This window comes from Sedimenticola selenatireducens (assembly GCF_007625115.1).
GTDB classification, from domain to species: domain Bacteria; phylum Pseudomonadota; class Gammaproteobacteria; order Chromatiales; family Chromatiaceae; genus Sedimenticola; species Sedimenticola selenatireducens_A.
In genome coordinates this window covers 143,887-165,166 of record NZ_VMNH01000023.1, presented here as the reverse complement: position 1 = coordinate 165,166, position 21,280 = coordinate 143,887, and the positions used below count along the sequence as shown (strand labels likewise).

The window sequence follows — 21,280 nt, the reverse complement described above, 5'->3', positions numbered from 1 at the left end:
TTTTTTACCCCATCAGCGAACTGATGGGATAAGCCTTAGCTTGGAAAAACCGTCCGCGAATCGAATACCGGGCCATCGACACAGACCCGCTTCATTGCAGGCCCTGTCGCTGTCTCGACCTCTACAACACAGCCCGCGCATCCACCGACACCACAGGCCATGAACTCTTCCAGGGAAACTTGGCAGGGAAGGTCGAACTCGGCGGCCAGTTTTGCAACACCTTCGAGCATTGGATGGGGTCCACAGGAGAATATCTCCACCTGGGTGCGTGCCTCCATGGAGAGTTCGCTAAGCCAATGTCTCGCCAGGTCGGTTACGTAGCCCTCATGACACCCAGGAAAGCCTTGCAAACTCGCCAGGCGACTCGGGATATGCCAGTCATCAAGCAATGGCATGCTGGCGATTACCCCTTCAGGCATTTCCGGTACAAGGATACTTGAAGGTTGCGGCTTAAATGGGAAGGGTACTTCGGAACCCAGGATTACCATCGGTTTATAGGCTGGGTTTCCGGCCAGCGTTTCAGCGATGAATATCATGGGTGGCATGCCGACCCCGCCCCCGATCAATAGGGGTATGGATCGTTCAGGATTCAGTTTGAAGGGCACCCCGATCGGTCCCAGCATACTCAATAGTTCGCCCTTTTTTCTCTGGGCCAGGAGACGCGTACCTTCACCGACCGCTTTGTAGAGAAAATCCACCCAGCCCTGTTTGGCCGATGCGCGCATGATCGATATAGGACGGCGCAAGGGTTTTGATCGGTCACACTGAATGTGGACAAAACTGCCCGGCAGGGCCCGCTCTGCACACAGAGGCGCTTGCACACGGAGAATATACTGTTCGCCTGCATAGGCCTCGTGAGAGAGAATTTCAGCCTCTTCCAGGAAGATGGTGTCGCGATGGGGTTTGTGGCTTGTCATAGATCGTCTTACGCTGCAGTTGTGCTGTCTGATTGGAATACAATGCGTCCCTCAAACAGGGTGTAAGTTACTTTGCCCTGGAATTCCCAGCCGATGAAGGGTGTATTACGTCCCGCGCTTGGAATTTCGTCTTTCTTGAGTAACCAGTGGCGATCCGGGTCGAAGATACAGATGTCCGCACTGCTACCGGGATTGAGTCTGCCATAGGGCAGGTCGAGTATGTCTGCCGGACCGCAGGTGACGCGTGCGATGGCCTCCGATAATGAAAGCACTCCCTCATCGACCAGCTTGAGGGTCAGAGGCAACAACGTCTGTAAACCGGACATGCCGGTTTTGGTCGATGGGAAAGGCGCCTCTTTGGCATCGTCTTTTAAAGGTTGATGGTCTGAGCAGATCGCACCAATCACCCCTTTGGCCAAAGCTGAACGTAAGGCGTCGCGATCCGCCAGGCTGCGCAAGGGTGGATTGAGATGACAATTGCTATCGAAGTATTCAATGTCCATCTCAGTCAAGTGCAGTTGATGTGCCGCCACGTTGGCAGTAACGGGTAACCGCTGCTGCTGTGCCTGCTCAATCATCCGTGCGGCTGTGCCGCTGGAGAGTAGGTGGAAATGAATGCGGCAGCCGGTATGTTCAGCCAGTGCGAGATCGCGGGCAACGGCTACGGATTCAGCCGCCTCCGGTATCCCGGGAAGCCCGAGCCGCGCGCTGACCGGCCCTTCATGGGCATAGCCGTTGTTGCGTAGATGCCGATCTTCTGGGCGCAGAATAGCGGTAATGCCAAAAGTGGCGGCGTATTCGAGTGCGCGTCGCTCAACCAGTGTATTAGCGAGTGGGGCATAGCCGTTGCTCATGGCGACACAACCAGCCCGCTTCAAAGCCACCATTTCACTGAGATGCTCGCCCGCCAGTTTTTGAGTCATAGCCCCGATAGGTAATAGTCGTGCCTTGGCTGCGCGCTTGGCCCGCCGCAGCATCAGCGTGACTACCGCGGGTGTGTCAACAACCGGGTCAGTATCGGGTGGACAGCAGAGTGTTGTGATTCCTGCTTTGGCGGCAGCACTGGTTTCGCTGCTGATGGTGGCAATATGTTCTTCGCCCGGCTCACGCATGCGTGCACTCAAATCAACCAGACCAGGACAGACGATCTGTCCACTGGCGTTGATGGTAAGGTGCGCAGTGAAAGCCTCTGGAGGATCACCTACGGCGATAACTTTCCCATTGTTAATGTAGAGATTGCTGATCTCATCGATGCCGTTGGCAGGATCAATGAGCCGTCCCCCGAGGATTGCAATGCTGTTGGTCGTACTCATCGTCCAGCGGCTCCCTGGGCCAGAGTTCCCATGGTCATCGACATGACCGCCATGCGGACAGCGATACCGAAGCTGACTTGCTGCAAAATGACTGAGCGAGGTCCATCGGCGACTTGCGAGTCCATCTCCACGCCTCGGTTGATGGGGCCGGGATGCATGACAATGGCATCCGGTTTAGCCGCCTTAAGTCGTTTTTCAGTCAGGCCGTAAAGCTGAAAATATTCGTGCTCGCTGGGTAGCAGGGCGCCGGTCATGCGCTCTTTTTGAAGGCGTAGCATGATGACCACATCCACATCCCTGATGCCCTCTTCCAGATCGTGGAAGACATGCACACCCATGGTGCGGGGGTCAGAGGGTAAGAGTGTGCGCGGTGCGATAACCCGAACTTCCGAGGTGCCCAGAGTATTCAGGGCCAGTATCTGTGATCGGGCAACCCGCGAGTGGAGAATGTCTCCGACAATCGCAACGCGTAGCCCGGTGAAATCCCCTTTGTGGCGCCGTATGGTAAACATGTCCAGCATCGCCTGCGTGGGGTGTGCATGCTGACCATCACCGGCATTAATGACACTGATGTGCGGCGCGGCATGTGTGGCGAAGAAGTGTGCTGCGCCGCTGTCTGAGTGGCGTATCACAAACATATCGACATGCATGGCTTCCAGGTTTCGCAGCGTGTCCAGTAGCGTCTCACCTTTGGTGGTTGAAGAGGTGCTGACGTTCAGGTTGAGTACATCTGCCGAGAGTCTCTTGGCCGCAACTTCAAAGGTGGTGCGGGTGCGGGTGCTGTTTTCAAAAAACAGGTTGCAGATGGTTTTTCCACGTAAGAGCGGTACTTTTTTGACGACCCGTTCTGAGACCCCGGTAAAGGATTCCGCGGTGTCCAGAATTTCCGTGAGCATCTCTCTTTTGAGACCATCGATGGTGAGGAAATGTTTGAGTCTGCCACTGCTGTCGAGTTGGATGTTAGGCTTGCTCACGATATTCCCCTGGTCTCCTGTTTTGATGTGCCGATGATGAGGCTGAGTGGATCAGGCCCCGTCAAAGTGATCTGCTGCTCGTTGGTCAGGGGAGGGCGTACGCCCACGACGCTGGGTTGGATGGGGAGCTCGCGCCCACTCCGCTCAACCAGTGTTGCCAGCATAATAGAGGCAGGACGACCGTAGTCAAAGATCTCATTCATGGCGGCACGGATGGTTCTGCCAGTTTGCAGGACATCGTCCACCAGAATGATATGTTGGTCTTCAACTTCAAACGGTATCTGGGACGGCTTTACTTTTGGGTTCATGCCGATGCGGGTAAAGTCATCCCGGTAAAAGGAGATGTCCAGGGTTCCCAGAGGACGGTTTATATGGAGCAGCTGGTGCAGGCGTTCTGCGAGCCAGACGCCGCCGGTATGTATGCCGATCATAACCGGGTCTTTGGCTTGCTGTACTTCAAGCCGGGTTTTGATTGCCTGCGCCATCTCATGAATGAGTCCATCGATGGCCTCGGCTTGCATGTAGGGTTTATTGTCTTTCACTTAACCAGGTTTCCAGAATCAGTTTGGCTGCTATTGCATCAAGTTCGTCATATTTTTTTACGGACCGTCCCAGTTCCTGTCTGGCAACCTGAGAGGTCAGTCGTTCATCGGCCATATGCACCGGGAGCCGGTAGCGCCCTTCTAACTGTCGGGCAAATCTTTTTGCCAGCGGGGCAATTTCGGCTTCCGTGTCATCCATGTCGTAGGGCAGGCCCACCACTAAGGCCTCAGGTTGCCAGCTTTCGATCAGTTGACTGATCTTGTTCCAGTCGGGTTTCTGTTGGATGGCACGAAGAGTCATCAATGGAGATGCCGTGCCGGTCAGTGTCTGGCCTACCGCGATGCCTATCTTAGCGGTGCCGTAGTCAAAGCCCAATAGTGTACCCATTATGCGTGGCTATCGCTGTCTATGCATGCCCGGCTTCACCGGAGAGTAGATTTAAATCTATCCCGAGGGCCTTGGCGGCGGCTTCCCATCTGGCTTCTGCCGGCAGATCAAACAGCACATCTTCGGGTGCAGGTCCATTTAACCAAGCATTGGCGCTGATCTCCTGTTCCAACTGACCCTCTCCCCAACCCGCATACCCCAACGCAATCAGGCTCTTTGCAGGCCCTTTTCCATGTGCGATAGCCTCAAGTATGTCTCTGGAGGTGGTAATGCTGATATCGGGTGTTATTTGCAGTGTGGAGTCCCATTGCCCGCCGTGGGTGTGCAAAACAAATCCCCGGTCAGTCTGCACCGGACCACCTATATAGATAGGTTGCTCTGCACAGGGTAACTCACTGCTGCTGATATCCAGTTGATCAAGGATGTCATTGAGGCGTAATCCTGAGGGGCGGTTGATCACGATGCCCATAGCGCCTTCGTCGCCATGCTGGCAGAGGTAGGTTACGGTATGGTGAAAATTATCGTCTTCCAGCCCTGGCATGGCGATCAAAAATTGATTCGTCAGGAATTCACTACTGTTCATAGCGCTATAGTATCGGATGCAGGGGATGGGTCCGCAACTATTAGCCGAGTTTATTTTGAAAAAAGTTGGTCGTTATTTCTGAACTGCCAGGTTCGAATGATATCGATGATGTCGGCTTCTTTGCGGATTTCGCCGGGAAAGGGGGCGAAAGGCGCTGCAAGTTTGACTATTCTAATTGCCGCATCATCCAGTAACTTATGGCCTGAGGATTTTCTAATGTTTATGGCTTTGACCGTGCCATCCGGCCTGAGAGCAACATGCATGACCAGATTGCCATAGAGTTTGCGTCTTTTTGCTTCATCCGGGTAATTCAGATTACCCACTCGTTCAACCTTGCGTCGCCAGGCATCCAGGTAGTTGGCATATTTGTATTCCTGCGTCCTTGCGGAGAGCGTTTTCCGCCTGGGGCGTTTGGCGTAGGCATGGGTTTTTCGATCGAGTTCCGCTGTCAGGCGGGCGATCTCTTGTGAGGAGCTGGCAAGCAGTTGAGCGGCCGTCACGACCTTTTTCGGGCGTTCCGGCTGCTTTTCAGGCACTGTTTCAACCTTTTTGGTACTGGGTTGTTGGTTTGTCAGTACCTTCTTTGGCTGTTTTGCTACAGGTTTTGCTGTAGGCGGGGGCGTGGGTGCCGTGGCTTGAATGTGTTCCTGTGTACGTGGTGGTGCAACAGGCGTCGCCTCCGTTTTTGGGCGGATTTTCTCTTCCTGGTTGCCGCCACCCTCCTGGCTGGCTTGTGCGAGAAAATCAGGCCTTTCAATCGGCTTCTGTTGTTCCATTTTTTTGGGGTTTTGTACCACCATGATTTCCAGGGTGCGATCGGTTGGTGGGCTTTTCTGTGGTTTTTCGAGTGTAAAGGTAACGCCCAATATGGCTACGGCATGCAGCGTAACCGCTATGAACAGTGTCAGGCCCATACGGTCGATCGAGGTAATCATGCCTGCTCTCTTCATTCTTTGACGGCCGATTCCTGATTGCTTTCGGCACTGAGTGGTGGGCTCAGTTTTACGCTAAAATTATGCTCAGTCAGTTCTACACGTTTTTGCATGGCTGGATTCATGTGAATGTTGTTATCGCTGTCAACCAGCAGTACATAGCCTAATCCCATGCGATTTGCAATTTCAAACCAACGAGATGGCCCGGCAATGAACAGTGCAGTTGCGGCTGCATCGGCAGTTGTGGCGTCATTGTGGATTACCGTCACAGATCGTGTGCCGGTGGCAGGGTAGCCGGTTCTTGGGTCAATAATGTGATGGTAACGTTTGCCGTCCCAAGTGAAATTGCGCTCATAATCACCCGATGTGAAGATGCTTTCACTGCCCTGGGTTGCGATGACACCGAGAACGCCTTCGCCACTTGGGTGGCGGATGGCTATACGCCAGGGTTCCCCGTTCTTAGATCCTATCGCGCGGAGATCCCCTCCGGCATTGAGGATGGCGTTACTGACGCCCAGCTCTTTGAGGTGTTCCATGGCCAGATCGATGCCATAACCTTTACCAAAAGCACCAAAGTCGAGCTTCACCGCGGTATTGGTGCTGTGCATCTGAATGCCATTGAGTCGCAGATTGTTCATGTTGGGGGCTTGTTGGAGTAGTTTTTCAATTATGGCTTGTGACGGTGGCTGGTGTTCAGATGGATCATTACGATGAAATCCCCAGGCATCAATAAGTTGCCCAATGGCAGGGTTGAAAAGGCCGTCACTCTGCTCTGAGAGCACTATTCCCCGGTTAATCAGAGGCAGTACCGAAGGGGGTGTTGAGAAGGTCACGCCAGTCTGTATCAGCCTGTTTACCCTGCCCAGTGGGCCTGGATCCCATGCATGCCAGGAGCGGTGCATGCGTTTGAAATCTTCTTCGATAATATCGGTTGCCGCCTGGGCGTCCTGCTCCATGAGACCGGCAATTGTGATGTCCACGAGGGTCCCAAAGGCGAGGAACTTGCCTTTGTAAAGGGGAGGTGAAGTGTCACAGCCGGTAAGGAATAGTGATGCGAGTAACAGCCAAACGATGGCCAAGGCTCTTTTCATGATGTGAGCTTCTCTTCAATGCAGTCCATTAATTGGGCACTGATATTGAGCTCAAACTGAGCATCGAGTTCCCGGATACAGGTGGGACTGGTGACATTGATCTCAGTGAGGTAATCGCCAATCACATCTAGCCCCGCAAACAGGATGCCTTTCTGCCTCAGGCTGGGCCCCACTTGAAGGGCGATCCAGCGGTCTTGCTCTGAGAGGGGTATTCCCTGTCCTGTTCCACCGGCGGCAAGATTGCCACGGGTTTCTCCCGGTTTGGGAATACGGGCAAGGGAGTAAGGTACCGGTTCGCCGTCAATCATCAGGATACGTTTGTCGCCTTGACTGATTTCGGGCACAAAGCGCTGCACCATAGCATAACGCCGACCATGATTTGTCAGGGTTTCAATAATGACATTGGTATTGGGGTCGCCTATCCGGGAGCGGAAGATGGAGCTGCCACCCATGCCATCCAGTGGTTTGAGGATGACATCCTTCTGCTGATCTATAAAAGTCAGAATGCGCTCTTTATTGCTGGTTACCAAGGTTGGTGTGCAGCACTGAGGAAACCAGGCGGTATACAGCTTTTCATTGCAGTCACGCAGGCTGGCGGGCCTGTTGACGATCAGAACGCCACGCTCTTCGGCCTTTTCAAGGAGATAGGTCGTATAGATGTAATCCATATCGAAGGGTGGGTCTTTACGCATCAGGATGACATCCATCTCGTCCAGTGGAAGTGTTGTCTCGCTTAAAAAGTGGAACCACCCCTGAGGGTTTTCTTCCACCTGTAGTCCCCTTGTCCGTGCAAATGTGCGGTCATTTTCAAGAAAAAGATCACTCTGCTCCATGTAGCAGATGCTCCAGCCGCGTCGCTGCGCCTCTATTAACATGGCAAAAGTGCTGTCTTTTTTGATGTTGATGGACTCGATGGGGTCCATCACAACGCCGAGCGTGATAGTCATGGCTTAATAGTACCTGAGGGTCGGTCGTTTGTCGGTGGCAGTGGAGCAACTTTTGAACCCCGATGTTGCAGTACGAGGTGTCTGTTGCTATTTTCTCTTAGGTTGTAGCTGTAATAAAGTGTTATAGCTAGAAAAATCAGATTCACCCAAGGACCTTATTATACAAAAAACTCAACGGATGAGCGCCGGGCTGAGGCTGGAGCCGATCTCGATGGTGGGGGTGTGGATCTCTATCAAAAGAAATGGGAGGTATGATTCGTTATGGTTTTAAAGGCATATCGATACAAAAACGACCGAAAGCCGCGTTATTGGGCTATTGCTGCAATGACAATTTCTATTTTTGTGACCCCGTTCTCAGTGATGGCCGCTGGGGATGATGATTATCTGAGCGCGCTGAAACAGGAAGCCAAAAAGGTCGACAGCAAGGGAGGGTCTTCCACGGCCTCTGCCGCAACAGGTGATGCGGGCAATGCGGTCAGCCGGGAGGTATTTGAGGCCGAACTAAAGGATAAATATGCAGGAAGCGCCGTTTTTTATGGCAAATTGCCAGCGAGTAGTCAGGAAGAGATTTTTCTTGAGTATCAGGGCGGAGCAACCATCTCTGAATTGCGTAAAAAGATCATGGATCGCTTCCTTCATCGATAAATTATAAAAAAAAAATTCAGGTTAACCCACCACCGGACGATATAAAGCAAAATAAAAGCGTAAAAAGATTATTTCAGGCTACGTCAGATAGCCAGATCATCAGGGAGGCTAAATGAGAATATCTAAGGTCATCATGGCCGCGTCAGTTGCCATGTGTGTTTTTGCTGGACAGGTTTTAGGTGCAGAAGAAGAGGTGGTGGTAGGTGCACAAGGTGCCGTTATTCCACTCTATAAAGATAAGCCTTATCTTCATGTAATACATAAGGGGCGTTCGGTAAAAGTCCAACGAGTTCAGGATACGGATTTTGAACTCCATGGCTATTTTGCCAAAACCAGTCGTCAGTGTCCCCCTTTCTGTCTGGGACCGATGGAAGTACATCCACAGGTCAAGACAGTCGGTGAAATAGAGATTTTTCACTTCATGGAAAATCAGCTGCGGGACGGTACGGGATTACTGATTGATGCGAGAACCCCTGAATGGCACGCCAAAGGGACTATTCCAGGCTCTGTCAATGTGCCGTTTACGACATTGAGTAAGGCTATTGACGACCTAGAGATGATAGAGGCACTTGAATCATTTGGTGCGAAGCCTCGTGAACCGGTAGGTGCAGTCACTAAGACACTCGAAGAATGGGGTGTCATGAAAGCAGAAAATATGACAGACAGTTGGGATTTTACCAATTGCAAAGAGTTGGTGCTTTGGTGCAATGGCCCCGCTTGTGGGCAGTCACCTCGGGCGATTACAGGTTTGTTAGAAGTCGGTTATCCGCCAGAAAAGATTCATTATTACAGGGGCGGTATGCAAGTCTGGCAGCTATATGGGCTTACGACGATAAATTAAGCCGATGGTGCATGTGTCGTGCTGCATGATCGAGGTTTACTAATAAATAGTGTGGAAAAACAGGGTATGTCATTGGCAAGGAGTCACTGTGTCCCTAGTGTAAGGGAATGTGTGAATCAGAGGATGCTGGGAATGAATGAAGAGATCGATATCTCCGGTAAGAAGGTGATGGTCATCGATGATAGTAAAACGATCCGTAGAACGGCGGAGAGCCTGCTTAAAAAAGCGGGTTGTGAAGTGTTTACAGCCAATGATGGTTTCGAGGCACTCTCAGTAATCGCTGATAGCAATCCGGACATTATCTTTGTCGACATTATGATGCCACGTTTAGATGGTTATCAAACATGTGCACTCATTAAACATAACAGTGAGTTCAAAAAGACGCCTGTAATTATGCTCTCTTCCAAAGATGGTCTGTTTGATCGGGCGAGGGGGCGCATTGTCGGTTCGGAAGAGTATCTTACCAAACCGTTTACCAAAGATGAGTTGCTGGGTGCCATACGTAAGCACGTAGTTAAGGCGGCTTGAAATTGAAAGCGTACTGATAAAGTACATTAGCCAGAGTTACAGAGAACAGATTATGAGAAGTTTCTTTAAGAAAGGTAGTGCAGGACAATCGGGTGAAGTGGCTGGCATTGATGCGACCATTTTGATCGTCGATGACTCTCCAACAGAGACGCACATTCTCAAAGGAATTGTTGAGGGCGGTGGTTATAAAGTCATCACAGCAGTGGATGGTGAATCCGGTTTGACAGTGGCTAAGGAATCAAAACCCGACCTTGTATTAATGGATGTGGTGATGCCAGGCCTTAACGGTTTTCAAGCTACTCGACAACTGAGTAAGGCACCCGAAACACAGGATATACCTGTCATTGTGGTGACCACCAAAGATCAGGAGACTGATCGTGCATGGGGATTACGGCAAGGGGCCAAGGATTATGTTGTTAAACCGGTTGCTGCAGAGGAGCTGCTTAGCAAGATCAAGGCTGTTCTTGCGGGTTGATTGGGAATCATGACGGAAACAACATCGGCCGATTTGCTACGACTTCTACAAAATATTGAGAGTAGAAGTCATCAGTATGCAGTGGGCCTTCCTAAACAGAAAATACAGCAGTACTGGGAAGGCGTGCTTTTCAGTATCTCGGGTATGGGTGTTATAGCGCCGCTTGAGGAGGTCAAAGAGATCCTCAATTACCCAGAGGGGGTTACTCGCGTTCCAGGCACCCAGGCCTGGATGCTTGGTATGGCCAATATTCGAGGTAATCTGTTGCCACTCATTGATCTGCAAAAGTTTCTGGGCGGCGCCCCCGTTGTTATTGGCAGACGCAGTCGCGTCCTGGTGATTAATCATCAAGGGCTTTACTCCGGTCTGCTGGTGGGCGATGTACAGGGTATGCGACATTTTCTAGAGGAGCAGCGATCAGTTGTTCCTGCATTACCTGACACGATTAGGCAGTTTGTACAAGGTGCCTATGAAATTGAAGGTGCTATCAGGCCTGTATTCAGTATGAATCTACTTTCAGAAAATACTGAATTCAGGGTTGCGTCGGTATGATTTTTCTCGGGCAAACCCTCACTAGAGAATTGCCTTTATATTAAATGGACGCTTTACAATAACAAGCCTCTTGCGGGAGAGAGACTAGATGAATACCAGGGCTACCAAACGAACAGGTGGTGGAGCTGCCTCAAACAAGCTTGTAGTTGTTTTGTCAATCGGGCTGCTCGTCACACTGTTGGCTACACTTTTGGCGTTTGCCAATGTGGCGAAGTGGGCGGCAAACGATGAGGCCTATATCGTACGTTCAGAGGAACAGCGTGTTGTCTCCCAGGAGATAGCAAAAAGCGCGCTCTCTGCAGCGGCAGGTAATCAGGCGGCATTCCCCCAGTTACGCGACTCCAGGGATAAGTTTGAACGGCTGATGGCTGAACTCAAGCAGGGCGATCCAGCCATTAATCTTCCCGCATCACCAGCGCCTGTGTCAGCACAGTTGCGCGAGGTTGAAAATACCTGGCTGGAGTTGAGGCAGAATGCGGATGACATTCTCTCAAACAAGGATGCGATTCTTTCAGTGCAGGAGTTTATCGGTGTTATTACCGAGTTTATGCCACAACTTCAGGAGCTGTCAGAGCAGGTTGTGAGTGACCTGGTGACAAACAAGGCTGATCCCGCCCAGATCTCTATTGCATCCCGTCAATTGATGCTTTCTGAGCGTATTGATAAGAACGTTAACAAGGTGCTTGCGGGTGGACAGGCAACGGCGGCTGCTATTGACCAGTTCAGTCGTGATTCTGATCGCCTGGGTCGAGTCCTTGATGGCATGCTTGAAGGCAGTCCGTCATTAGGTATTGAAAAAATCACCAACCCAGATGCGGTGCAGAAGCTTCGTGAAGCGGCGATGCTCTTCAGCTCAATTAATGATCATGCTGAGGAGATTATTGAAACGGTTCCTGCAGTGCTACCTGCGCTGGAAGCCGCCGGCCAGGTAACCACCGTATCTGACCGCGTGAATGATGCGGCAGAGAAACTGGTAGCTGCCTATGGTGAGAACCCCGGACTGGTCTCTGTAATGGGCATTAAAGCGGGTCCAGTGCTGATTGCTGTATTGGGTGGTTTATCTATCGCACTCCTCGTTGCCTTGGGATATATCCTGCTTTTGACAGCGCGTCGCCGGGAGGTTGAGAGTAGCCAGCTGAATGAACGAAACCAGCAAGCTATTTTACGACTACTGGATGAGATGGGCGATTTGGCTGATGGCGACTTGACGGTAACCGCCACCGTTACAGAGGATGTGACGGGCGCGATCGCGGACTCTATCAACTACGCTATTGAAGCGCTCCGCAGTCTGGTTACCACCATTAACGAAATTTCCGAACAGGTGTCGACATCGGCTCAGGAGAGTCGTGCGACAGCTATGCATCTGGCCGAGGCAAGTGAACATCAGGCCGATCAGATTGCGTCCGCAACATCTTCTATCAACAGCATGGCAACGACCATTAACCAGATGTCTTCTGATGCTACCGAATCCGCATCCGTTGCACAGCACTCGGTAGAGATTGCAGCCAAGGGCAATGAGACAGTAAGACGCACCATTAACGGCATGGACACCATTCGTGAGCAGATTCAGGAGACCTCCAAACGAATCAAGCGATTGGGTGAAAGCTCGCAGGAGATTGGAGATATCGTTGAGTTGATTGATGATATTGCTGACCAGACCAACATTTTGGCTTTGAACGCGGCGATGCAGGCGGCTATGGCCGGTGAAGCGGGTCGTGGTTTCGCGGTGGTTGCAGATGAGGTACAGCGATTGGCTGAACGCTCAGGTAATGCGACCAAACAGATCGAGGCGCTGGTAAAAACTATTCAGGCGGATACCAACGAAGCGGTCTCCTCTATGGAAGCAACAACGACAGAAGTGGTTGCGGGTGCCAAGTTGGCAGAGGACGCGGGTGAGGCGTTGAAAGAGATTGAGAGCGTATCAAATCAGATCTCTGAACGTATTCAGCGTGTGGCTGATTCGGCCCAACATCAGTCAGAAGAGGCCTCCAGGGTTAACGATACCATGAGTGTAATCCAAGAGATTACAACGCAGACATCAGACGGTACTAACCAGACCGCTGCGTCGATTGGCTCGCTGGCAGACATGGCTGACGAACTGCAACGATCGGTAGCCGGTTTCCGACTCCCAGAATATAACTAACGGAATGTGACCAGTAATGAATGGATGCCCAGGAAAAGTCATGCTTGAGTTATTGAGCCCGTTGCTGGGTTCAAGCTCAACCCAAAGTGGTTATGACTGTTCGTCATCTGTTGAATGCCAGATGAATACTGGGATTGTGAATCTACTACTGGCGTATATGAAGGCTTAGTATGAGTGACGCCCAAGATCATAGTGCGCTGAAATGGATCAAGGCCGAGCTTGATTCTTCACTGGAAAAGGCGAGGCATGCGTTAGAAGCGTATGTGGACGAGGAAGGTCCAGAATCCGAACTGGATAGTTGTATCGCTAATATCCATCAGGTTCGTGGCACACTGCAACTGATTCAGTTGTATGGTGGTGCCATGCTGGCTGAAGAGATGGAGTTAGTGGCCAATGCACTGAGCAGTTTGGGTGAGCAGAAACGCAAAGAGTCTGCAGAAGCCCTGATGGTTGGATTGGCCCAACTGCCGGATTATTTGGAGAAGATTGAGTCCGGTGCCAGTGATACACCGCTCTTGTTACTCCCGCTGATGAATGAACTACGGGCTGCGCGTGATGCTGCCCTGCTCTCAGAAGTGGCACTTTTTTCGCCTAATCTGGACCAAAAGCTGCAGCCCGCTGATGGTAGTGAGGAGGGTAATGTTGAATTACCCAAGCTGGCTCGAAAACTTCGCTTTCAATACCATAAAGCACTGCTGGATTGGTACCGTGATGTTGACATGTCGGGTGGCTTACGGCGTATCGCTGACCTATTTAAAGAACTTGGTGAAAGTGCCGGAACGACCCAGGTCAGACAGCTTTTTCAGGTAGGTGAGTCGACTGTCAGTGCCTTGCATGATGGAAGCATTGACTCAGGTATTGCCACCAAGCTGCTTATTGGAAAAATTGATCGCGAGATCAAGCGCATTATAGACGATGGTGAATTGGCGGTAGCCGAGAAACCCGCGAATGACCTTATTAAGAACCTGCTTTACTATACCGCATGCGCCAATTCATCCAACGAGGCGGTGCAGCGGGTTAAGCGGGAGTTTGACCTTGATACGGGCTTGTTTGGTCAATCGATTCAGGGTGACGATCAGAGTGATTTGCATGCCCCTGGTCGAGACTTGTTGGAATCGCTGCGCAGCGCAATTGGCGCTGATCTGACTGCGATCAAGGATCAACTGGATCTCTTTATCAGGAGCAAACAGGATGATTTGAGTCGTCTACAGGCACAACAGGAACCGCTGAAGAAACTGGCTGACACCTTGGGTATGGTAGGTCAGGGTGATTTGCGGAACCGATTGATGCGTCAGGCGGATAAAATCACTGAGCTTGTTGCGGCTAACACCTATCCCGATGAGCAGGATCTGATGGCGATGGCCAGTGATATCCTGTTTATAGAAACATCGCTGGAAAATCTTTCTGTTGTCAGGCGTTATGCCAAACAGGAGAAGGGTGATCAGGCCGTATCGACTTTGCCAGCAGGCGAATTTGAGCGATTAGTTGACTCGGTTATGCATGAAGCTGGCATTGATATGGCCCGTAACAAGGAAGCCATAATCAATTATATTGAGCAGCCTGAGAATAAGTCATTACTGAAAGATGTACCGCGGCGTTTTAATGGTATCGCGGGTGCCTTCAGCGTATTGAATTTGTCCGATGCGGCCGAACTGATGAGTCGGCTGAATCGCTATGTAGAACACAATCTACTGTTCGACAGTGGTGTGCCAACCGTTGCTGATCTGGATATCTTTGCGGATGCTGTAACGGGCATTGAATACTATATGGAAGCCGTGACGGAAGGTCGTGGCATTCATCCGGAAATTTTGGATGTCACCCGGGACGCGCTGTCGCAACTTCATGTACCAGAAGTCGAAACAACAGGTCTGGGTGAGTCTGCAAGTGAAGCGCATGTTGAATCACCGGCTGATTCTGTAGCTCTGGAAGTCGTTGAGCTACCCGATGTTGAAGCTGTTGCTGATCAAAAGGCAGAAATCCGTACCCCATCAGCCGATAAGCCTTCGCTTGAAGACATTGATCCGGAAATACTCGAGATCTTTATTGAAGAAGCAGAAGAAGAGTTGGCAGTCATCGAGGAGTACCTGCCGCGTTGGTGTGATAACAGAGATGACCGCGATGCCCTGACCACCTTCCGTCGTTCTTTCCATACCCTGAAGGGTAGTGGACGTCTGGTCGGTGCTAAAGTTATTGGTGAATATGCCTGGTCTGTAGAAAATCTACTGAACAGAATTATTGATGAGACGGTCGAAATATCGCCTGACGTCATAGACCTATTGCTGGAATCGATAACTGTTCTTCCTGTATTGATTGAATCACAGAAGCAGGGAACTGTCCCGGATATCGATACACAGCCACTTATTGATAGGGCTGAAGCACTTTCAAAACCGGAAAAAAGCCAGACTTCATCTACCACTGATGAAGCCCAGACTTCGAGTAATGAGCAAACCGCTACGGAGCGGAATCTGGACGCTCTGGAAAATGAGATTGCTTCGGATGAAGTCAGTCCGTTTTCAATGTCTGACGAGATGGAAGATGCGTCAGAGGTAGATCAGGCACAAGAACAAGATCAGGAAGCGGACTCAGCTGAGCCTGCATCTTTGGTTGGTACTATTGATGAAGCTGCGGCACCTGAGGCTATTGATGAGCCTGAAGAAGAGATAGCGCCTGCTCCGATCACCATGGATGAGACACTGCTTGAGATTTTCGAAGCTGAGTCCCTCACGCATATCGATACACTTAATCATTTCCATGATACATGCAGTGAGAATCCACTTGCCTGTCGGATAGACAAGGAGTTGGTGCGTGCGCTGCATACACTGCATGGCAGTGCTGAGATGGCCGGTGTTGACTCCATCGCTCAGGTCAGTACAGCGCTTGAGTCTATGGCATCACTACTGAATGGCCTTGGAAAGCCAGTCGATTCGCCTGCGCTCGAGTTGATTGATCGTAGCGTGGATTTGTTCAGGACCACATTGGGTTCGATTAACGTTCCTGGCGCTGAGCTCCCGGATTGGCGTGAGTTGATTGATGATATCCATCACTATCGGCGAGATCCTGGTTTGGTGCCGGAGTCTGACGATGAGGAAGATTCATCACTCGTATCGGTAGCCGACGAATCGATAGCACACTTGCCTCTTGAACAAGAGAGTAATGATGACCTGTCATGCATTGATGAGGATTTTCATGCTGCCGAGGCATTGGGTGAGAATGATTTATCAGCGGTTGGTGACGAGTATTCTGAGCCCGAGGCGGAAACTTCGGAATCAGTAGAGGCGCATTCCACTGAAGTTATTGATCTAACACTTCTGGAACTCCCAGAAGAATCAACTGATGAAATTGTTTTAGACGGTGCCAGAGAGATAGAGATCAATCTTGATGATGCGCTTGAGTCTGAAACAGAAGCACTTGAAGAGCCTGATCAGGATGACAGCATCGGTGTCGATGCTCTGTCCGTAGACGAGTCGGTATTGGCCGCTGAAGACGCGGTGGATGAAGAGGTCGCGTTTCAGGAAGAGCCCCAGGAAGATATTGCGGTTGAGGCATCGGCATCTGAAGCCGATGAGTCAGTGGAGGCGGCTGTATCAGATATCTCTATTGAAACACCAATAGCTGAAACGGCTGATGAAAAGGTGTCAGACCCTGCAGTTTCCCACATGGTGGCGCTTGAAGGTGATCCTGAGCTGGTGGATATCTTCCTTGAAGAAGCCAGAGAGTTACATGAATCACTTGAAAGCACACTCCAGTCGGGCAACTTCAATCTTGCCGATAAACAAGTATCAGAAGAGTTACAGCGTACACTCCATACACTGAAAGGTGGTGCGCGGTTAGCCGGGGCTATGCCCATCGGTGACTTGAGTCATGGTTTTGAGTCATTGCTGACGGCGGTTGATCAGGCACGTATTCAAACGGGAGAGGCCCTAACTTCACTTACACATGAAGTTATCGATCGACTGGCAGAACAGATTGATGACCTTGGGCATGGTCCAGAGTTACGCAGTGCTGAGGATCTGGTTGCTAAGCTCGACCTTTGGCTGAAAGAGGGTGGGGAGCCTCTGCCTGAAGATGAGCCTGCTGAATTAGCGGCAGAGGCTGACTCCGAGATTGTCGAGACAATTGCGGCAAAGCCGATCGACAAGATAGTTGAAACGACACAGGAAGTGTTGGAGGAATCGACGGAGTCTCAGGCGATTCTTGATGAATCGCTATCGGAGCAGATAGAAGCTATTGACGAAGCAGTAGCGGCGACGGAAAACCCTGAACAACAGTTACCTGTTGAGAGTGATGTGCCAGCAGAGTCTGTGCTTAGCCTAGCCATGGATGATGCCCGGGCAATTCAATCGGGTAGCCGGGGGCAGCGTGAGCAAGTTCGTGTTCGTTCAGACCTGCTTGATCGTTTGGTGAATTATGCGGGTGAGGTCAGTATCTACCGTACCCGTATTGAACAGCAGAATGGTCAGTTGGGATTCAACCTCACAGAGCTTGAACAGACCATCAGTCGTTTGCGTGAACAGCTAAGGCAACTCGAGATCGAGACTGAAGCGCAGATTTTGTTCCGCTACGAACAGGATCGTGGCGATGAGGCTGTGCACGACGCCACTTTCGATCCGTTGGAGTTGGACCGTTTTTCTGCCATGCAACAGGTCTCCCGAAGCTTGATGGAGACGGTTAACGATCTTGCCAATATCAATGGGTTCCTTGAGGACCTGCAATCGGATACCGATACGTTGCTGTTACAGCAATCGCGTATTACTACGGATCTGCAAGACGGTTTAATGCGCACGCGCATGGTTCCTTTTGCGCAGATTGTGCCGCGTTTGCATCGGGTGGTTCGTCAGACCTGTAATCAATTGGACAAGAAGGCGGAGCTGGTTATTCAGGGTGGAGGCAGCGAGATCGATCGCGGTATTCTGGAGCGCATGATCGGGCCACTGGAGCACATTCTTCGCAATGCGATTGCACATGGGATCGAGACGCCTGCAGAGAGACGAGACTCGGGTAAGAGTGAGACGGGCAAAATCAGATTACAGCTGTCACGTGAGGGATCAGATATCCAGCTGATCATTTCCGATGATGGTGCCGGCGTGAATATGGCTAAAATCAGGGCGCAGGCGATAAAGAGTGGTTTGCTCGATCCCAATGCGGAGGTGTCGGATACTGATGTATTACCCTTTGTGCTCGAGCATGGATTTAGTACGGCGCAGGAAATCACTCAGATCTCCGGTCGTGGTGTTGGGCTGGATGTAGTGGTCAGCGAGGTTAAGCAGCTGGGCGGTTCTCTGGATATCACCTCGCAGTCTGGTGAGGGTGCCCGGTTTATCATCAGATTACCCCTGACATTGGCTATTACGGATGCTCTGCTAGTTGAGTTGGGCGGCGAAATATACGCTATACCACATACCAGTATCGAAGGTGTGGTGCGGGTCTCGCTTCAGGAGTTGGAGGCTTGCTACAGCGGACGGCAAAAAGTCTATAACTATGCGGGACAGGATTATCAAATCCGCTATCTTGGCAGCATGTTGAATGTGGCTCAAGTGAGTCTCTCTGATCAGCGAAAATGGTATCCGCTATTGCTGGTGCGTGCCGGCGAGCACCATGTGGCGCTACAGGTCGATGGCCTGCTGGGCAATCGACAGATTGTAGTGAAATCAGTCGGCATACAGGTCGCCACTGTACGGTGGATTTCTGGCGGAACGATTCTAGGTGATGGGCGTGTGGCCTTGATTCTGGATGTGACCGCGCTGGTCAGATCTGACATGGCTCATGCGGCAGCGCCAAAGCATGAAGTGGCACGCGTCGAAACGACTGCGCAGGAACCGGGTGTCGGTCGAACAGTTATGGTGGTCGACGACTCCATTACTGTACGTAAGGTTACCGGCCGATTACTGGAAAGACACGGTATGAATGTAATCACGGCAAAGGATGGTGTGGATGCCGTGGCCACCTTGCAAGAGCAGCGGCCAGATATCATGCTTCTCGATATTGAGATGCCACGGATGGATGGTTATGAACTGGCCAGGCATATGCGTAACTCTGAAGCACTAAAGACAATCCCGATTATTATGATTACCTCACGAACGGGAGATAAGCATCGTAACCTGGCAATGGAATTAGGCGTTAGGCGTTATCTGGGTAAACCGTATCAAGAGAATGAATTGCTGGATAATATCTATTCTGTATTGGGTGAGGAGGCAAGATGAGTGTTGCACAGGCCTCCGGTGAGGTGAGGGGTGTATTACTGCCATTGCAAGAAGGGCAGTTACTGTTGCCCAATGCAGCGGTCTGTGAAGTGGTCAGCTATCGGGCACCCAGCGCCATTGAGAATGATAAGCCTAACTGGCTTCTGGGTAAGTTCAGCTGGCGCAATAATGATATTCCCTTGGTGTCATTTGAGACCCTTTTAGGGCGAGATCCAGGAGCAATTGGTCACCGGGCGCGGGTTGCCATCTGCAATACATTGAATGGTGATGAAACACTACCCTACATCGGTATTTTGCTCCGCTCAGCGCCGCATCTTGTGCGAATTACCGAAGAGGCAATTGCGCCCTTCCCTCATTCTGATCCACTCAATGAGATGATTTCCAGTCATGTTGTTGTTAACGGTGTTGAAGCCTTGATCCCGGATCTTGATGCACTGGAACTGGTGCTTACTGATATCCAGTTCTAGATCCGTTATCGCTTCCTTGGGATGATCTGGGAAGCATTTTTCTTAGGTGAGCACCCTGTTATTTTTAGGTGCTCGCGTGTAAGATCCCCGTTTTTCTCCCTTCTCCTGCGTGGCCCGCTATGCCTGAACTTCATTTAAAACAGAAAACATCGAATAACTTCAATAAGTTAAAGAAGCGTCTGCAGCGTGAAGTCGGTAAGGCTATTGGCGACTACAACATGATCGAGGAGGGCGATCGGGTTATGGTCTGTCTCAGCGGGGGCAAGGATTCCTACACTTTGCTGGATATCCTGTTGACGCTCAAGTCGCGGGCACCGATTAATTTTAGTCTGTTGGCGATGAATCTTGATCAGAAGCAGCCGGGCTTTCCTGAGCACGTGTTGCCAGCATATCTTGATAAGCTCGGTGTTGAGTATCGTATTGTTGAAGAGGATACCTACTCCATCGTTCAGGATAAAATCCCTGAAGGGAAGACCACCTGTTCACTCTGCTCGCGGTTGCGCAGGGGTATTATTTATCGGGTAGCCAGTGAAATGGGCGTGACCAAAATCGCACTCGGCCACCATCGAGATGACATTGTAGAGACGCTTTTCCTGAATATGTTTTTTGGTGCCAAGCTCAAGGCAATGCCGCCAAAGCTGCACACGGATGATGGCCGTCATGTGGTGATTCGTCCTTTGGCTTATTGCACTGAGCGGGATATAACCCGCTACAGTAATCAGCGTGAGTTTCCAATTATTCCCTGTAATCTGTGTGGCTCTCAGGAAAATTTACAGCGCAAGCAGATCAAACAGATGTTGGCCGACTGGGAGTTACAGTACCCTGGCCGCATGACGAGCATTTTCAATGCGCTTTCCAATGTGGTGCCTTCACATCTGGCCGATTTGAAGCTTTTTGATTTTCAGACGTTGGGAACCACCGCGCCGGAAGAGGATACGGTCTTTGATCCCCCCGAGATTGCCGCGCCGGCACTTGGCATCTATAAGATTGGTTGAGCATTTATAGCGCTAGTTGAAATCCCCCCAGAGGGTTTGGATGGCCGCGATGGCTGCAAGAGGTGCAGTCTCTGTTCGCAACACCCGAGGTCCAAGGCGAATGCCCATAAAGCCACAGGTTTTCGCCTCTCCTCGTTCGGCCTCCGATAATCCCCCTTCTGGCCCAATTAATAGCCGGATATCTCTGGAGGGTCTTGCCATATCATGCAGCGATCTGTTTGCACGATGATCAAGCAAGATACCCATTGAATCGTTATCTGCAACGAGCCATTCATTCAGTGATATGATTTCCTGACAAACAGGTACCCTTTTTCTATGCGATTGTTCACAGGCTGAAATGATGATTTGCTGCCAATGCGACACTTTTTTCTGCTGCCGTTCACTGTTCAATCGCACCATGCAACGTTCGGTAATCAGTGGCGAGACACTAGCTACTCCCAACTCAACGGCCTTCTGAATAGCGAAGTCCATGCGTTCACCCTTGGAAATGCCAATCGCCAGATGGATGTCGCAAGCTGTTTCGGGTTCGATGGGATCTATACGGGAGACGACTCGTGCCATCACGTCACGCCGTAAGGCCTGGGTGAGCGTTGCAATATAGTCGTAGCCATCCCCGTTGAACAGGATGAATTCAGTGCCTGGTTTTATGCGGAGCACCTGAGTCAGGTGTCGGGCAGGGCCCTCTTCAAGGGAGAGTTCCTGATCCACAATGAGGGGTTGATAGGTATGGATGCGGCGGTGTTGCAT

At 51.0% G+C, this 21,280-nt stretch carries 19 protein-coding genes; 9 read left to right on the top strand and 10 right to left on the bottom strand.

Going from position 1 to position 21,280, the window contains the following annotated elements:
• Positions 1-35: 35 nt before the first annotated feature.
• From FHP88_RS15445 to gshB, 9 genes are read right to left on the bottom strand one after another with little or no spacing between them, the layout of a single operon-like run.
• Positions 36-917, bottom strand: a complete 882-nt coding sequence (locus tag FHP88_RS15445) for a dihydroorotate dehydrogenase electron transfer subunit (protein ID WP_144359986.1) — start codon at positions 915-917, stop codon at positions 36-38.
• Positions 918-925: 8 nt separating this feature from the next.
• Positions 926-2,230, bottom strand: coding sequence for a dihydroorotase (locus FHP88_RS15440; RefSeq protein ID WP_144359985.1), 1,305 nt, complete (start codon positions 2,228-2,230; stop codon positions 926-928).
• Positions 2,227-3,204, bottom strand: a complete 978-nt coding sequence (locus FHP88_RS15435) for an aspartate carbamoyltransferase catalytic subunit (RefSeq protein ID WP_144359984.1) — start codon at positions 3,202-3,204, stop codon at positions 2,227-2,229. The genes FHP88_RS15440 and FHP88_RS15435 overlap by 4 nt, the downstream gene beginning before the upstream one ends.
• Complete coding sequence (pyrR, locus tag FHP88_RS15430; RefSeq protein WP_144360134.1) at positions 3,201-3,725, bottom strand: bifunctional pyr operon transcriptional regulator/uracil phosphoribosyltransferase PyrR; 525 nt, start codon at positions 3,723-3,725, stop codon at positions 3,201-3,203. Before pyrR ends, FHP88_RS15435 begins: the two co-directional genes overlap by 4 nt.
• Before the next feature lie 7 nt (positions 3,726-3,732).
• Entirely contained in the window at positions 3,733-4,134 is a 402-nt protein-coding gene (gene ruvX / locus FHP88_RS15425; RefSeq protein ID WP_144359983.1) for a Holliday junction resolvase RuvX, read from the bottom strand.
• A 19-nt stretch (positions 4,135-4,153) separates the two neighbouring features.
• On the bottom strand, positions 4,154-4,717 hold the full coding sequence (locus tag FHP88_RS15420; RefSeq protein ID WP_144359982.1) for a YqgE/AlgH family protein: 564 nt from the start codon (positions 4,715-4,717) through the stop codon (positions 4,154-4,156).
• A gap of 50 nt (positions 4,718-4,767) precedes the next feature.
• Complete coding sequence (locus tag FHP88_RS15415) at positions 4,768-5,652, bottom strand: energy transducer TonB (protein ID WP_260843335.1); 885 nt, start codon at positions 5,650-5,652, stop codon at positions 4,768-4,770.
• 11 nt (positions 5,653-5,663) lie between these two features.
• A complete protein-coding gene (locus FHP88_RS15410) occupies positions 5,664-6,740 on the bottom strand; it encodes an FAD:protein FMN transferase (RefSeq protein WP_144359980.1) in 1,077 nt (358 codons plus the stop codon).
• Positions 6,737-7,687, bottom strand: a complete 951-nt coding sequence (gshB, locus tag FHP88_RS15405; protein WP_144359979.1) for a glutathione synthase — start codon at positions 7,685-7,687, stop codon at positions 6,737-6,739. Before gshB ends, FHP88_RS15410 begins: the two co-directional genes overlap by 4 nt.
• A gap of 324 nt (positions 7,688-8,011) precedes the next feature.
• On the opposite strand from gshB, the gene FHP88_RS15400 reads away from it, so the two are divergent.
• From FHP88_RS15400 to ttcA, 9 genes are all read left to right on the top strand, one after another.
• Positions 8,012-8,332, top strand: a complete 321-nt coding sequence (locus FHP88_RS15400) for a hypothetical protein (protein ID WP_144359978.1) — start codon at positions 8,012-8,014, stop codon at positions 8,330-8,332.
• Positions 8,333-8,444: 112 nt separating this feature from the next.
• Positions 8,445-9,173 carry a rhodanese-like domain-containing protein gene (locus FHP88_RS15395; protein ID WP_260843334.1) on the top strand — a complete coding sequence of 243 codons (729 nt, stop codon included), beginning with the start codon at positions 8,445-8,447 and terminating at the stop codon, positions 9,171-9,173.
• A gap of 132 nt (positions 9,174-9,305) precedes the next feature.
• Complete coding sequence (pilG, locus tag FHP88_RS15390; RefSeq protein WP_144359977.1) at positions 9,306-9,701, top strand: twitching motility response regulator PilG; 396 nt, start codon at positions 9,306-9,308, stop codon at positions 9,699-9,701.
• Positions 9,702-9,753: 52 nt separating this feature from the next.
• Positions 9,754-10,176 carry a response regulator gene (locus FHP88_RS15385; protein WP_144359976.1) on the top strand — a complete coding sequence of 141 codons (423 nt, stop codon included), beginning with the start codon at positions 9,754-9,756 and terminating at the stop codon, positions 10,174-10,176.
• A gap of 9 nt (positions 10,177-10,185) precedes the next feature.
• On the top strand, positions 10,186-10,728 hold the full coding sequence (locus tag FHP88_RS15380; protein WP_144359975.1) for a chemotaxis protein CheW: 543 nt from the start codon (positions 10,186-10,188) through the stop codon (positions 10,726-10,728).
• Between the two features lie 88 nt (positions 10,729-10,816).
• The gene (locus tag FHP88_RS15375) at positions 10,817-12,871 is read left to right on the top strand and encodes a methyl-accepting chemotaxis protein (protein ID WP_144359974.1); all 2,055 of its coding nucleotides are present in this window, start codon (positions 10,817-10,819) and stop codon (positions 12,869-12,871) included.
• 170 nt (positions 12,872-13,041) lie between these two features.
• Entirely contained in the window at positions 13,042-19,071 is a 6,030-nt protein-coding gene (locus FHP88_RS15370) for an Hpt domain-containing protein (RefSeq protein ID WP_144359973.1), read from the top strand.
• Positions 19,068-19,538, top strand: a complete 471-nt coding sequence (locus tag FHP88_RS15365) for a chemotaxis protein CheW (RefSeq protein WP_144359972.1) — start codon at positions 19,068-19,070, stop codon at positions 19,536-19,538. Before FHP88_RS15370 ends, FHP88_RS15365 begins: the two co-directional genes overlap by 4 nt.
• Positions 19,539-19,657: 119 nt before the next feature.
• A complete protein-coding gene (ttcA, locus tag FHP88_RS15360) occupies positions 19,658-20,533 on the top strand; it encodes a tRNA 2-thiocytidine(32) synthetase TtcA (protein ID WP_144359971.1) in 876 nt (291 codons plus the stop codon).
• 12 nt (positions 20,534-20,545) lie between these two features.
• Here ttcA and FHP88_RS15355 read toward each other — a convergent pair whose 3' ends face one another.
• The gene (locus FHP88_RS15355) at positions 20,546-21,280 is read right to left on the bottom strand and encodes a 16S rRNA (uracil(1498)-N(3))-methyltransferase (protein WP_144359970.1); all 735 of its coding nucleotides are present in this window, start codon (positions 21,278-21,280) and stop codon (positions 20,546-20,548) included.

Bases quoted from the DNA above. Each gene is read 5' to 3' on its own strand.
- FHP88_RS15380 (WP_144359975.1), top strand. From the start codon at position 10,186: ATGACGGAAACAACATCGGCCGATTTGCTACGACTTCTACAAAATATT.
- FHP88_RS15385 (WP_144359976.1), top strand. From the start codon at position 9,754: ATGAGAAGTTTCTTTAAGAAAGGTAGTGCAGGACAATCGGGTGAAGTG.
- FHP88_RS15415 (WP_260843335.1), bottom strand. From the start codon at position 5,652: ATGATTACCTCGATCGACCGTATGGGCCTGACACTGTTCATAGCGGTT.
- FHP88_RS15410 (WP_144359980.1), bottom strand. From the start codon at position 6,740: ATGAAAAGAGCCTTGGCCATCGTTTGGCTGTTACTCGCATCACTATTC.
- pilG (WP_144359977.1), top strand. From the start codon at position 9,306: ATGAATGAAGAGATCGATATCTCCGGTAAGAAGGTGATGGTCATCGAT.
- FHP88_RS15355 (WP_144359970.1), bottom strand. From the start codon at position 21,280: ATGCAACACCGCCGCATCCATACCTATCAACCCCTCATTGTGGATCAG.
- FHP88_RS15440 (WP_144359985.1), bottom strand. From the start codon at position 2,230: ATGAGTACGACCAACAGCATTGCAATCCTCGGGGGACGGCTCATTGAT.
- FHP88_RS15375 (WP_144359974.1), top strand. From the start codon at position 10,817: ATGAATACCAGGGCTACCAAACGAACAGGTGGTGGAGCTGCCTCAAAC.
- FHP88_RS15420 (WP_144359982.1), bottom strand. From the start codon at position 4,717: ATGAACAGTAGTGAATTCCTGACGAATCAATTTTTGATCGCCATGCCA.
- FHP88_RS15400 (WP_144359978.1), top strand. From the start codon at position 8,012: ATGACAATTTCTATTTTTGTGACCCCGTTCTCAGTGATGGCCGCTGGG.
- ruvX (WP_144359983.1), bottom strand. From the start codon at position 4,134: ATGGGTACACTATTGGGCTTTGACTACGGCACCGCTAAGATAGGCATC.
- FHP88_RS15365 (WP_144359972.1), top strand. From the start codon at position 19,068: ATGAGTGTTGCACAGGCCTCCGGTGAGGTGAGGGGTGTATTACTGCCA.
- ttcA (WP_144359971.1), top strand. From the start codon at position 19,658: ATGCCTGAACTTCATTTAAAACAGAAAACATCGAATAACTTCAATAAG.
- gshB (WP_144359979.1), bottom strand. From the start codon at position 7,687: ATGACTATCACGCTCGGCGTTGTGATGGACCCCATCGAGTCCATCAAC.
- FHP88_RS15395 (WP_260843334.1), top strand. From the start codon at position 8,445: ATGAGAATATCTAAGGTCATCATGGCCGCGTCAGTTGCCATGTGTGTT.
- FHP88_RS15445 (WP_144359986.1), bottom strand. From the start codon at position 917: ATGACAAGCCACAAACCCCATCGCGACACCATCTTCCTGGAAGAGGCT.
- FHP88_RS15370 (WP_144359973.1), top strand. From the start codon at position 13,042: ATGAGTGACGCCCAAGATCATAGTGCGCTGAAATGGATCAAGGCCGAG.
- pyrR (WP_144360134.1), bottom strand. From the start codon at position 3,725: ATGCAAGCCGAGGCCATCGATGGACTCATTCATGAGATGGCGCAGGCA.